Here is a 12,876-nt window from a genome sequence, read left to right on the forward strand (position 1 = left end):
ATAGACAGAAGAAAAGCCAGCAAAAACTGCTGGCTTTTTTCATTTCGTTTTATCGAATAATCAGCTGGTTGGTCATCACATTCGCACTTCCGTTGCTTCGGTAGCCTTCTACAGTTAATGCTGTTTCATACATTTTCCCCATTGGCATACCTAGGCTTTCCCATTTTCTGAAATGCTCACTGACGGATACAGTACCGCTCGTACGTTTTGTTTGACGTACACTCCAATATTGCTTAAAGGTAGCGTCTCCAATAATAGAAGGCTGATTGACACGTAGCGTTTCATAAATGTCATATGTGCCTCCATCGGCATAAAATGATCCTTTATACGTTCCTGTTGGGCGATAGGTGCCCCATGACTCAACAATGTAGTATTCAGCTAATGGAGATTGTGTCCAGCCATAGACACATAAGTAGGAATTCCCGCCTGGGTTAAAGGCTGCGTTGTAATTGATGGAGATGTTGCCAAGTTGATGATGAGTTTTAGTGGAATCAAACTTCTTCCCTTTTCGAAACAAAGCATTTCCGATATTGTTCCATTGTGCGCTAAATGCCCCGCCGTTATTGAGTGTCATTGCGGTATTTCCGTAATCCTTCCATAATTCAAAATCGTACCCGCTGTGATTGCCTATTCTATTGTCATAAATCGTTTCCGCATGAGCTGGTACAGCCGTCAGTGTCAGCACAAATCCAATACACATCACAAACAATAGCCTCAATCTTTTCAAGTTCATTTTCAATCCCTCTCCTTTTTTCATTAAAATTGTTCTGCCTTCTCTAAGATGAAGCGAACTCATCACCTCCTTTCATGTCACCCTTTTTGCTAGACGGAACGGTATTGTTCTAACCCGGCATGGATATCTCTTGTTTGTGTATAGATCTTTTGATACAGATGAAACAGATCATCATATATACTTGCATGCTGCTGCTCTGGCTCATAGACAGCTGCTTGATGGATAAACTGTTCCGCACATGCTTCAAGCGACGGATACCAGCCGCAGCCAACGGCGGCCAGTATCGCTGCTCCTAAAGCAGGCCCTTGTTCATTGTCTAACTGGATGACCTCTGCCTGAAAAATGTCTGCTTGCATTTGAAGCCATGTCCGGCTTCTCGCACCGCCTCCAATGGAAACAATTGAATCTATGTGTTTCCCAGCTTGCCTGAATAAAGCGATCGATTCATTTAACGAGAAAGTAATCCCTTCTAGCACAGCCCTAACGACATGTGCCCTTTCATGCCGGCTGTCTAATCCAATCAAGCTTCCACGAATGATAGCATCCGCATGAGGTGTTCTTTCCCCGACTAAATATGGCGTGAAGAGCAATCCATTTGCTCCTGGCGCGACATCAACCGCACCCTCTAAAAGTGATTGGAACGATTCCTCTGGAGCCAGTAAATGTTTTATCCAGTTAAGGCTATATCCTGCTGAAAGGGTCACACCCATTGTGTAGAAAGCGTCTTTTTTTGCATGATGGAACAAATGCAGGTTTCCTTGAAGCTCTCTTTCATGATCCTCTTCGTAAGAGAGAATGACCCCAGATGTGCCAATACTGCATAACGTGCGGCCAGAGGATAAAATACCAGCACCAATTGCTCCGCAAGCATTGTCTGCCCCGCCAGCAAAGACTTTTGCACCCTCTTCGATCCCCGTCTCACGTGCAATGTGCGGAAATAGTGTACCAACCTCTTCCTCTGATGAGATCAGCGGCGGACAAATATGAGGAGGAATATCAAATGCCCGACAAATTTCTTCACTCCACGCTTGCTCTCCAATATTTAATAACAAGGTGCCAGCCGCATCAGAATAATCGATATGAACAGAACCTGTTAATCGAAATCTGACATAATCTTTTGGGAGTAAAAACATGTCGATTTGTTGATCAATTTCTGGCTCATGCTCCTTTACCCATAATAATTTTGGCAGTGTGAATCCTTCAAGCGCTTGATTTTTCGTGATCTGTTGGAGCCGTTCCCCCAGTTTTTTTGTAATATGTGTACATTGCGCTGTCGTTCGTGTATCATTCCATAAAATTGCAGGGCGGAGCACCTCGCGGGATTCATTTAAAAGAACCAGACCATGCATCTGTCCAGAGAAGCTGATGCCCTCTACTTTCTTTGAAAGAACAGGCTGCCTTGCCATCAGTTCTTTCATCGCAGCCACTGTTTGCTCAACCCATTCCTCTGGGTTCTGTTCACAATATCCAGGTTTATCTTGAATGAGGCGGTAAGGCTTAGTGGCCTCGCCGCACACCTTTCCATTCTCATCTACTAATATGGCTTTGACTCCGCTCGTTCCAAGATCAATTCCCATCACATACTTCATGTCTTCACTCCTTCAAAACAGGTCCGCTTCTTCAATCAATCTTCTAACAAGTATTGATTTAACCGGGCTTTCAACTGTTCCTCTCTTCCCGATTCGTTACTGATTAAAGGGTGCTTGAGCGCATACTCTTCTAATGTATGAAAGTTTGCCTTTCCTTCTGAAATGTCACGGCCAATCCCTTCAGAAAAACTGCGATATCGGTGCTTGATCACATCTTCAAACACACGATCTTCTATGAGTCTATGAGCCACCCGCAGTCCTTTTGCGAATGCATCCATTCCCGCAATATGGGCATACAAAATATCTTCAAGCTCAAAAGAAGCTCTTCTCACTTTTGCATCAAAATTGAGACCGCCAGTTCCTAGTCCGCCATTTTGCAGAATTTCATACATGGCAAGAGTTGTGGCATATAAATCGGTTGGAAATTCATCCGTGTCCCAGCCAAGCAGCGTATTCCCTTGGTTGGCATCCACAGAACCGAGCAATCCATGTATTCTTGAGACGCGTAATTCATGCTCAAACGTATGACCAGCAAGCGTCGCATGATTGGCCTCGATGTTCAATTTAAAATGTGAATCTAGTCCGTATTGCTTTAAAAAGGCAATAGATGTCGCTGCATCTGCATCGTATTGATGAGTGGTTGGCTCCTTTGGCTTAGGCTCAATTAAAAATTGGCCAGTGTACCCAATTTCCTTTGCATAATCAACAGCCATATGCAAAAATGACGCCATGTGATCAAGCTCTCTTTTCATATCTGTATTCAGCAGAGTATCGTACCCTTCTCGTCCTCCCCAGAAAACGTAATTTTCTGCGCCAAGTTCTTTAGCTGTTTCGATGCCTTTTTTCACCTGTGCGGCTGCATAGGCAAAGACGTCTGCATGACAAGATGTTGCTGCGCCGTGTACAAATCTAGGATGCTTGAACATATTGGCTGTATTCCACAGCAGCTTGACTCCGCTATCCCGCATGTATTCTTTCATTCTTTCTAAAATGATGTCTAATTGCTGATTCGTCTCTTGAAGCGTATCTCCCTCCGGTGCAATGTCACGGTCATGGAAGGAAAAATACGGAACATCCAATAGATCAAACAGTTGAAAGGCTACTTCCAATCTAGCTTTTGCTAAATCCATTCCGCTATAGGAGTCCCAGGCTCTTTGCATCGTACCAGTTCCAAACATGTCTGTTCCATCAGCAGTCAATGTATGCCAATAAGCGACTGAGAAGCGCAGGTGATCTTTCATTGTTTTTCCGCCAATCATTTCACTTGGATCATAGTGTTTAAAAGCGAGTGGATTTTTTGATTGTTTTCCTTCATATTGTATTTTTCCGATTCCTTCTAAGCTGTGTAACGTTTTCATATTTGAGTTGGCCATCTTTTATTCCTCCTATGAATATACTTTGTAAGTTGATTCAACAAACTAATGTTCAATTGATGATCAATTCACTTTGAATTTTCCATATTTTTTAGTTTTTTAGAAATATTTTCGTTATAATAAAGTTAAAATCATCCTTCTTACAGATTACATGCGTAGAAAAGCAGCTTTTTTCTTCACTTAATCTAAAGACGAAACAAATGGAGTGGATAACATGGATATCGCTGATCAGAACTTTGTGAAAAAAATAAATCAAAAGCTATTATTAAAAGAAATTCTCCAGCATGCACCAATTTCTAGAGCTAAATTATCTGAACGCACTGGGTTAAATAAATCGACTGTTTCCTCTCAAGTGAGTACATTAATGAAAGAGCAACTCGTCTATGAGATCGGTCAAGGTGAGTCTAGCGGCGGGAGAAGACCGGTTTTACTGATGTTTAATAAACGTGCTGGCTGCTCCATCGGGATTGATGTCGGCGTTGATTATGTCAATGGCATTTTAACCGACCTTGAAGGGTCCATCCTTCAAGAAGAACAGATCAAGCTCCCATCAAGCGCTCCTGATGTGACCATACGCATATTAACTGAATTAATACAGCAGTTGAAGGCCCAAATCCCTTCTTCCCCATATGGGCTCATAGGTATTGGCCTATGTATACCTGGGCTAGTGGATGCCGATCAACAAATCGTGTTTACGCCGCATTCTAAATGGAAAAATGTTGACATGAAAACAACGCTCCAAGACGCATTCCAAGTACCCGTCTTCATTGAAAATGAAGCAAATGCCGGTGCATATGGTGAAAAAATCTTTGGTGCCGCTAAACATTATGATCATTTGATCTATGCCAGCATCGGCACCGGCATTGGAATCGGGATCATTATCAATCATCATTTATACAGAGGTGCATATGGCTTTTCTGGTGAAATGGGACATATGACCATCGACTTTAATGGACCAACATGCAGCTGCGGAAACCGTGGTTGCTGGGAGCTGTATGCATCTGAGAAAGCCTTGTTTCAGTCCCTTCAAACAAATGATCAGCCCATCTCTCATCAAGAATTGGAAAAGCTGGCGACGTTAAATGACATGAAAACCCTCAATGCCCTGCGCAACTTTGGCTTTTACCTTGGGGTTGGTCTCACAAACGTCCTCCATACCTTTAACCCGCAAGCGATTATTTTACGAAACAAGGTGATTGAAGCGCAGCCAACGGTTCTACGTGTGATTCAAGAGGAGGTCTCCTCCAGGATGGATACTCAATTCAGTTCACATGTCGAGCTGCTTCCATCGTCATTAGGACACAACGCACCAGTATTAGGGATGACATCTCTCGTCATTGAAGCTTTCCTGCAAGATGCCACCCTCTCACCATGACAGATTCATAGATAAAAAAGACAGCTCTTACCGTGTTGTCTTTTTTTATTTATCTGTTTCCTCATAACGGAAATAGTTGAAATCAGCAGGAAGACGCTCGCCACTTGTATCCTGGCACTGCATGCCGACAAATGCCCCTGTAAAAAATCCTCCTCCTCGAATGAAGTCATCAGATAGGTGGCTAGATTCAAATATCACATCAATTTCCTTCCAGTCTTTTTGATCAAATGAATAAGAATAGGTATATGTTTCTTTCTGAACGGTCACTTTTAAATACACATAGGTGACCTCCTCTGGAATGACGATTTTTTGTGCCAATGGCTGAGAAAAGGAAAGGTTTTGACAGGCAGATAATTCAAGAATGCGGCCAAGTTCCTCGTCATATGTCACCTGAAGCGCTGTCCAATTTTCCGTATTGTAATAATTCACAAGACCAGCGGCTTGCTGAAAATTCTCTGGATAGAACAACACAGCTGTCTCTGCTTCAAAATAAAAGCTTTGCCAGCGCCTTGCAACAAAGGCTTGAGTAAACTTAGATGTTAGAGATTCGTGACCATATAACCTTAAATGCTGAGGTTTTTCCGTTAATGAACCGATCTGTTCAGTAAAAGGAATTCTTAATGTTTGAAAGTGTCTATTTAACGTTGATTCTTTAAACTCATCGACTGTATGGTAGGTAGGAGCAAAAACCTTTTCGTTGATCGCTGGCGCTTCAACCTCCAGCGCTCCTTCTTTTCCGCCCACAACATACGGCCAGCCATTCTTCCATTCAAGCTTTTGAATCGCTGTTTCTCTTCCTAAAGGACACCACCCTCTTTGCTGAAAAATAGATTCCTTGCTTGATTGAATAGGGCGGCCAGTCAGATGAGCGAGATACCACTCATTTGTGTGCGTTTGAACAATGGAAGCATGACCGCATTTTTGAAGCGGATGTTCAGGTGAGTGAAAAGCACTTAAAATTGGGTTATCAGGATGAACCTCATAAGGCCCTTCAATCTGCCGGGAACGGGCAATTGTTGCCGCATGCTCGTACCTGGTGCCTCCTTCTGCTGTTAATAAATAATAGTAATCACCGATGTGATAAAGATGCGGTGCTTCTGTCAATTTAATCGGTGTGCCTTTAAAAATGACCTTCCGCTGACCAATGAGTTTCTTTTCCGTCACGCTATATTCCTGCAAGGCAATACCCGCAAAGGAATGGTGCTTTTCTCTATGATCCCACAGCATATTTAAGACGTATTTCTTCCCGCTTTGGTCATGAAATAAAGAGGGATCAAAGCCAGAGCTATTAAGCTTAACCGGCTCACTCCAATCACCATCAACCTCACTTGCCGTAACCAAATAATTATGACCATCTTTAAATGGACCATCCACTACTTTGATATCTGAATAAATGAGCCAAAACTGACCATCTGCATAGCTTAGGCACGGTGCCCATACTCCGCCAGAATCAGGATTTCCTTTCATGTCCAGCTGCGACGTTTTTTGCAAAGGACGCGCGGCAAGCCGCCAATGCACAAGATCCTTCGAATGATAAATTTGTACCCCTGGAAACCATTCAAATGTAGAGACCGCCATGTAATAATCTTCTCCTACACGGCAAATACTTGGGTCCGGGTTAAATCCTTTGAGTACTGGATTGGTGATTTTCATTCAACTTCCTCCTCTTTCACGACCTACATTTTAAAATCATCCATATGATCGATATATACTTGATCCCTATTCTCAAGCTCCCTCACGACTTTTTGGTGCTCTTCTTCATCTAGGTTATAAAAATTAATATCAATCATCGCTAAAATCAGTAAGCATACAGGAATCACTGTTACCGTGATTAAAATGCCAAGCAATGCTTCTGGCGTCTGCACTTGGTTTGCAACATAGCCAAATCGATCGAGTACAAGCCCCGGAACAATCCCGCCTAATGCCATCCCAAATTTAAAGAAAAATCCAATGACTGCGTAGATCAGTCCGCCCATCCTTTTTCCAGTTTTATATTCGCCATATTCAACAGTCTCAGGAATGAGCGCCCACATGTAAGCACCCGCTGTAATACTCCCCGCAGCAGCAACAAGCCTGAAAATCAGTATTAAAGTGATTTGACTCGGCGGTATCACAAGTAGGGCAAGAAGACCTACGATATTCAGCGATAAAGAATAATTAAGCAGCTTTTTCTTTCCTAACAGCTTGTGCAGCTTCGGAATAAATGGCAGCACCATTAAAGCTGGCAGACTGCCAATGAGTCCGTACCATTTCACTAAATCTTCTCTGCCAAGGTTATACGTCACATAATAGATCCCAACAGAGTTGCTGATCGAGTTCACACCAAAAATAATAATAAAGAAAATGCTTAATACAACAAGCGGGCGATTCACTCGTAATTGGACAAAGATATCACTGAATTTAATCTTTTCCTCTGGCTTTTGAAGCGTGACACGTTCATTCGTGCTTTTAAAACAGAAAATCAGTAATGCGCCGCCAAGAACGCCGAGAAAAGCCATCGTCATCTGCCAGCCAAGTGCTGTATTTCCTGTCGTATCACTTAAAAAGGTCGCAAGAAAAGGAACAAAAAAAGCAACAACTAGACCACCTAGATTGGCAAACACCATACGAACGGACGTAATACTGACAACCTCTTGGTTATTTCTTGTCATTGCGGAAGTTAAAGCACCATAAGGAACGTTGATGAATGTGTATGTAAGCGATAAACCAACATACGTGATGTAGGCATAAATGAGTTTACCCATTTCGGAAAAATCAGGTGTTGTAAAGCAAAGAATGGCAAGTACGACAAAAGGAAACGCACCGAATAACAAATAAGGTCTGAATCTACCAAAACGGCTGTTCGTCCGGTCTACCAATGCACCAATAAATGGATCTGCAAGCGCATCGATGGCGCGAACAACCAAAAACATCGTCCCTGCTGCTGCCGCTGATAAACCGTACACATCTGTATAGAAAAATAATAGATACGTAGAAACAGTAGCGTAAATCAAATTACATGCGAAATCCCCTGAAGCATATCCCACTTTTTCAGACATACGAATCTTCTTTAAATTCTCACTAACCATGAGCTTTCTCCCTTCTTCACTTAGCCTCTTCTAACGAACAGATGACGGAGGGCAGCAGCAATCAATACAGGGAATATAAAGCGCTTTCAATTTGTTATAAAAATGTAGCTGAACACCTCTTCCTTTCAGCTTAGCCCAAATGCGCAGCAAAACAGTCGAATGACAGAATCATCTCCTTCAATATAAGGGATCAATACTTGAAATTCATCTTAGTTTATTGACCAAACAAACTAAGATGAATTCATTTTATAAAATCTGATCTGACTTTTCAATATATTTTGAAAAAATAATCCAAATAATCGATTTCTTGTCATTCATCTTGTGAAATGACAAGAAAATCTGAAAGAATTCATTTAAAGGTTGCATTCAAGCTCATCCCATGCTATATTAATCAAGCGATGAGCTGAATTGTGTAAGTCGGGTAACATGTCTCTTTGAGACACACACGAATGTGGCGTGTGGTTATTCCGCCTCAATACGCAAAAGACATCTTCTTAGGAAGATGTCTTTTTTCTTACCCTATTTTTGTTCCATTCTCAACCGGTTCATCTGTCGCTAACAACACCACGTCTTCTTTTGACGGCATGCCTCCTAAGACAAGCACTTCTGATTTGAACCCTGCAATTCTTCTTGGCGGGAAATTAACGACCGCTACGATTTGTTTGCCGGTAAGATTTTCCGCTGTATAACGCTTTGTCAGCTGAGCACTAGATTGCTTTACACCAATTTCTTCACCAAAATCAATCTTGAGCTTCAATGCAGGCACTCTTGCCTCTGCAAAAAATTCTGCTTCTATGATCGTCCCAACGCGAATATCTAACGCCAAAAACTGTTCAATATCTGCCATCTGACTCTCTCCTCTTCATAAAAGGTAACGTAATCTATTGATTATTCATTGTAGCACATTCATTTTGTCATAGAGGAGGTTCAAAAAGCCTATACAGCGTTAAAATCACCTTTATAGTTTACATAATAAATTTATTGTCGTGTATTAAATGTTTGCATCCTGAAAATGAATTCAGTAAAATGGCAAATAATCCTACTGCTTCCTCCCGAATATATTGGGGAGGGTTCACACTTGTTTACATTATCGGATATGTGGACGTTTTGCTGGTCGTTTTTTGTCATTCTTCCTATCGTTGCCATCCTGCATCAGCTTGGCCATATTGTGGTCGCGTGGATGTTTGGAGCAAAGGTTTCCTTTGCGCTTGGCAGAGGGAAAAAAGTGTTGAAAGTAGGCGTCGTTGAAATTAGACGAATCTATTTTCTAGATGCATTTTGCCACTATGAAGAAATGAGGAAAAACAACCGATTGTCGCACATTCTTGTCTACTTAGGCGGTTCATTATGCAACCTGCTCAGTGTTCTCATACTGAACTCAATGATCGCCAATGATTTCCTGCCAGAGCACCAATTTTTCTATCAATTTGCTTACTTCTCAGTCTACTATGTATTTTTTGCACTGCTGCCAGTCCAGTATGCAGATCATCATCCGAGTGATGGGCAAGCGATTGTGAACATCATTCGACACGGTGAACCATGCGACATCATTGACTAACATGATGACTTTCACTGTCAATATGATAATGAATCGTTAAAAAAGGAATACCGAACAGCTTCATTTGATGTACCGCTGTGAGACTTTGATCTGTCTCCGGCTTCATATGAAAGCTTTCTTCCATTGGCAGTTTCATGGTGATAAAAGGCGTATGCAAATACAACCCTTCGTCACCGGTACTGCCTTTTGGACATGCGCTTTTTAATAGAAAATCTTCTTTCTCATTAAAAGGCTTTAAAATAGCTGTCAGCTGAGAATACGGAAGTGGCAGCGCAATATTCATATAACCCGTAGCTGCATCGTAATGAAGAGCATAAAGTGCAAAAAAGACTTGCTCTCCTTTTACATTGTGACGTATCCAAGCCCGAACATTTTCCCTTTCTTCCTTCGGATGTTGAAATCTAGTCAGACGTCCCTGCATCTCATATGGATGACGAGATAACCCCAAATATAGCTGACCTATTTTCTTAAACAGCGGCTGAAGTAAAAAGACGAACGGCCTTACCCACCAATGAAAGTTGACGGCTGCTTTTAATGTAAAAGCCATAGGGTCTTCATAAAATCTGCGAATCACAGGTGACACCCTGTCAGTTGAAAATGTCGTTCCATTTAATTCATCAAGCGAATCGACTAAACCCAGCTTCTCATGGTTATGCACGCTTTCCTCTTGAAAAGAGATCAGTTGAAACCGGCCATACACTTTGGAAATCGGAAAGTTCTTCTGCTTTAATTGATCCTTCGGCCCTTCAATCAGCCAGCCAATCAACCCCGGCAAAATCACAAAAAAAGCATTGATACTGCCATGAAACCAAATCATCTGATCCATGCTGATGTAGGTCACACGCATCAGCATACCAGCGGAATAAAGAAGTGATAACACGATCGTCCCCATTAAAACTAAGCTAGAAAACACAACAAGTCCTTTTGCCAAAGTCGACCGAAATCTTGTTTTCATACAAAGGATGCCATATATGTAGAGGGCCATCACATAAAGAATGACGCTGAACGTATCAAATAGACGGGAAAAGCTAATCCCCACAGCAATCATCACAGGCGACAGCAAAATCACCCAGCCCGCCGCTTTGTATAAAGCTGTCTCTTTTATTCGCTGCCTTCCTAAAAATCCATAAAAAAGCGGGATAAAAAAAGCCGAGTAATGAAAATGAATAGCGGTCAAAAGAACAATGATCGGCGAAAATGTCATCACCTGTATATCTGCTGTGTACAGCCAAAACCACAGACCGCCTAAAGCGAGATACATCCATGCGCCATCAATCATCAGCTCATGAAGCGGAAAGATTCCTCTTTCTAGCAAACGACAAAAGCCAAATAACGCCAATAACATTGTATATAAAAGCCATCCCGATGCAAACCAAGCGGAATGATAGATGAAAGCAGCGGTTGCACAAAGAGCCGCTAGTGGAAAGGCTTTCATTAAAAAGCCGATCAGCCTCTCTGGCTTGTGTTTCTTCCCTTCTTTCTCAAAAAAGTGTAAGGCAGAGGGAACAAAAAATAGAATTGCCATGAGAACAAAAAATTCTGCTACCCGGCCTGTCATGAAACGGGTGGCGATAAAACAAGACATGAAGATCAGACTGGATGTCAAATGCCACTTATTCATCATGAGACACCCTTTCTGTAAAACGGCCTTTATATGTAAAAAGAGTACCAAACAGGCGATTTTTCACGTGGACATCAATGGTATATTCACCTGCATGTTCATCGTAGCCTTCCGTTACATCTGACACACCATAAAGCCATGAAGGCAGCGGCCATTCCCTGCCGAACATCAAAAACTTCTGCCGGCCGGATTGGATGTGTAAGAAACCATGCTTTGTTACTGTAAAATGAAGCTCTGACACAAGAAGTCTAGGTTTTCCAAAGTAGTCTAGTACTGTATGACTCTTCTGATCAATGATCATATCAGCATCAAAGTGCCGCTCCTTCTTTGGGAAATAAAACGTTCGATACCAGTGCATCCCTTCCTCTCCCTTATGTGTCACAAAGGGATCATTGACAATTTGGAAAGGAATGTCTTTTCCTCTTTCAGGGAAAAAGCACCGAAACAAAGAACCAATTCTGAAAATAAATCGAATGAGTCTTGACCCGCCGCCTATTTCCTCCATGGTGCCTTCAGCAGAAAACGCGCGATTGTATCTCTCTTTTAGCTTTGGATGCAGTTTATCGTAATCCTTTACTTGATGACGATGAACGACCATGTCTACCTCCCCTTTTTCGTTTGATGGAAAATACATCTACACAATCTTTTAGATTGATCATACCTGCAATCGACAAAATGAAAAATGCACTCATCACAAGCGGCTCATGAAGCGTCGTTTGCGGGGATAGGACCCCTATACAAAGCATGATGAGAAGAAACATACTTTGAAAAATGAATAGATATTTCTTTGTTAGCTTGGGAATTAGCCATGATACGCCTAAAAGCGCATAAAACAATCGGAAACTCGTGCTATGATCAAAAGCCGAATGTGAAAAAGGAATGACCGCTTGGCATAGCCAGACGATGGCAAACAGCAAACAAATCCCGTAATGAGCAAGTGTTCTCTCTAGCAACAAACGGGGATGTGTTCCCTTTTCAAGCCACGTCTTTAATGCCCCAAAACTAAAGGCTGTCATAAACCCGATCATTGGGCGAAAAAGAATCCGGTCTGCCCATGTCCATCCTTTTCCTTCTTTCGTTTTGTAATCAAATTGAGTTTGAAACACAATGTGGTCGCTTGTTTTCATATACTTCCAGTAGCCGCTGCCTTCTTTGATAAAAGACAATGGGTGTGACGATTTGAAATGAAGTGAGGATGCCCGCTCATTCCGTTCATCCATCATTCTTGTTCGATAAGCTCCTGTCCCTGTGACATTTAAACCAAACCCAAGATGCTTTTCATACAAAAAGGATTGGGGCTGTTCATTTTGAGGTTCATTTAATGAAATGGTTGAAAAGCGCAAATCCCATTGTTCATGAAGCTTTGGATTTTGCGTATATTCCCATACTTTCTCTATCGGTGCATGAATGGTTGTTTCCACATAAACAGGCTTTCTTTTCATCTGCCTCTACTCCTCTATGTGAATTATTTCACATAACAAGCATACCATGTTTCACAAAACTGTCAAATGTTTATTCTTTTTTTGTCAAAAAATTGGTTTAAGATGGTCGCCTCTTTA

11 protein-coding genes are annotated in these 12,876 nt (G+C 41.9%); 2 read left to right on the top strand and 9 right to left on the bottom strand.

From position 1 onward, the window contains the following. Positions 1-49: 49 nt before the first annotated feature. The 3 genes from MHB79_RS09445 to xylA form a co-directional block, all read right to left on the bottom strand. The gene (locus MHB79_RS09445; protein WP_050943981.1) at positions 50-733 is read right to left on the bottom strand and encodes a glycoside hydrolase family 11 protein; all 684 of its coding nucleotides are present in this window, start codon (positions 731-733) and stop codon (positions 50-52) included. 89 nt (positions 734-822) lie between these two features. Continuing rightward, positions 823-2,322: a xylulokinase gene (gene xylB / locus MHB79_RS09450; protein WP_340989620.1), complete on the bottom strand. Its 1,500-nt coding sequence runs from the start codon at positions 2,320-2,322 to the stop codon at positions 823-825. Between the two features lie 35 nt (positions 2,323-2,357). Next, complete coding sequence (gene xylA, locus MHB79_RS09455) at positions 2,358-3,695, bottom strand: xylose isomerase (RefSeq protein WP_251190424.1); 1,338 nt, start codon at positions 3,693-3,695, stop codon at positions 2,358-2,360. 214 nt (positions 3,696-3,909) lie between these two features. On the opposite strand from xylA, the gene xylR reads away from it, so the two are divergent. After that, on the top strand, positions 3,910-5,070 hold the full coding sequence (xylR, locus tag MHB79_RS09460; protein WP_050943942.1) for a transcriptional repressor XylR: 1,161 nt from the start codon (positions 3,910-3,912) through the stop codon (positions 5,068-5,070). Positions 5,071-5,115: 45 nt separating this feature from the next. Here the strand turns inward: xylR and MHB79_RS09465 are convergent, their stop codons facing one another. The 3 genes from MHB79_RS09465 to csaA form a co-directional block, all read right to left on the bottom strand. Beyond that, positions 5,116-6,723, bottom strand: coding sequence for a glycoside hydrolase family 43 protein (locus MHB79_RS09465; RefSeq protein WP_212046009.1), 1,608 nt, complete (start codon positions 6,721-6,723; stop codon positions 5,116-5,118). 23 nt (positions 6,724-6,746) lie between these two features. Next, a complete protein-coding gene (locus MHB79_RS09470) occupies positions 6,747-8,138 on the bottom strand; it encodes an MFS transporter (protein WP_003215869.1) in 1,392 nt (463 codons plus the stop codon). A gap of 514 nt (positions 8,139-8,652) precedes the next feature. Beyond that, positions 8,653-8,985: a chaperone CsaA gene (gene csaA, locus MHB79_RS09475; protein WP_003215734.1), complete on the bottom strand. Its 333-nt coding sequence runs from the start codon at positions 8,983-8,985 to the stop codon at positions 8,653-8,655. Between the two features lie 231 nt (positions 8,986-9,216). Here csaA and MHB79_RS09480 point away from each other — a divergent pair, with 231 nt between their 5' ends. After that, entirely contained in the window at positions 9,217-9,696 is a 480-nt protein-coding gene (locus MHB79_RS09480; RefSeq protein ID WP_340989623.1) for a site-2 protease family protein, read from the top strand. Here the strand turns inward: MHB79_RS09480 and MHB79_RS09485 are convergent. The 3 genes from MHB79_RS09485 to MHB79_RS09495 are packed head-to-tail and all read right to left on the bottom strand — an operon-like array spanning position 9,686 to position 12,759. Next, positions 9,686-11,317, bottom strand: a complete 1,632-nt coding sequence (locus MHB79_RS09485; protein ID WP_340989625.1) for a YndJ family protein — start codon at positions 11,315-11,317, stop codon at positions 9,686-9,688. The genes MHB79_RS09480 and MHB79_RS09485 overlap by 11 nt on opposite strands. Continuing rightward, complete coding sequence (locus MHB79_RS09490) at positions 11,310-11,915, bottom strand: DUF4166 domain-containing protein (RefSeq protein ID WP_251190421.1); 606 nt, start codon at positions 11,913-11,915, stop codon at positions 11,310-11,312. Before MHB79_RS09490 ends, MHB79_RS09485 begins: the two co-directional genes overlap by 8 nt. Beyond that, positions 11,878-12,759, bottom strand: a complete 882-nt coding sequence (locus tag MHB79_RS09495; RefSeq protein WP_212046006.1) for a hypothetical protein — start codon at positions 12,757-12,759, stop codon at positions 11,878-11,880. Before MHB79_RS09495 ends, MHB79_RS09490 begins: the two co-directional genes overlap by 38 nt. Between the last annotated feature and the right edge of the window lie 117 nt (positions 12,760-12,876).

Source organism: Bacillus sp. FSL M7-0558 (genome assembly GCF_038003245.1).
GTDB classification, from domain to species: domain Bacteria; phylum Bacillota; class Bacilli; order Bacillales; family Bacillaceae; genus Bacillus; species Bacillus pumilus.

Excerpts from the sequence above, each read along its gene's own strand:
- MHB79_RS09445 (WP_050943981.1), bottom strand. The coding sequence starts at position 733 with ATGAACTTGAAAAGATTGAGGCTATTGTTTGTGATGTGTATTGGATTT.
- xylB (WP_340989620.1), bottom strand. The coding sequence starts at position 2,322 with ATGAAGTATGTGATGGGAATTGATCTTGGAACGAGCGGAGTCAAAGCC.
- xylA (WP_251190424.1), bottom strand. The coding sequence starts at position 3,695 with ATGGCCAACTCAAATATGAAAACGTTACACAGCTTAGAAGGAATCGGA.
- xylR (WP_050943942.1), top strand. The coding sequence starts at position 3,910 with ATGGATATCGCTGATCAGAACTTTGTGAAAAAAATAAATCAAAAGCTA.
- MHB79_RS09465 (WP_212046009.1), bottom strand. The coding sequence starts at position 6,723 with ATGAAAATCACCAATCCAGTACTCAAAGGATTTAACCCGGACCCAAGT.
- MHB79_RS09470 (WP_003215869.1), bottom strand. The coding sequence starts at position 8,138 with ATGGTTAGTGAGAATTTAAAGAAGATTCGTATGTCTGAAAAAGTGGGA.
- csaA (WP_003215734.1), bottom strand. The coding sequence starts at position 8,985 with ATGGCAGATATTGAACAGTTTTTGGCGTTAGATATTCGCGTTGGGACG.
- MHB79_RS09485 (WP_340989625.1), bottom strand. The coding sequence starts at position 11,317 with ATGAATAAGTGGCATTTGACATCCAGTCTGATCTTCATGTCTTGTTTT.
- MHB79_RS09490 (WP_251190421.1), bottom strand. The coding sequence starts at position 11,915 with ATGGTCGTTCATCGTCATCAAGTAAAGGATTACGATAAACTGCATCCA.
- MHB79_RS09495 (WP_212046006.1), bottom strand. The coding sequence starts at position 12,759 with ATGAAAAGAAAGCCTGTTTATGTGGAAACAACCATTCATGCACCGATA.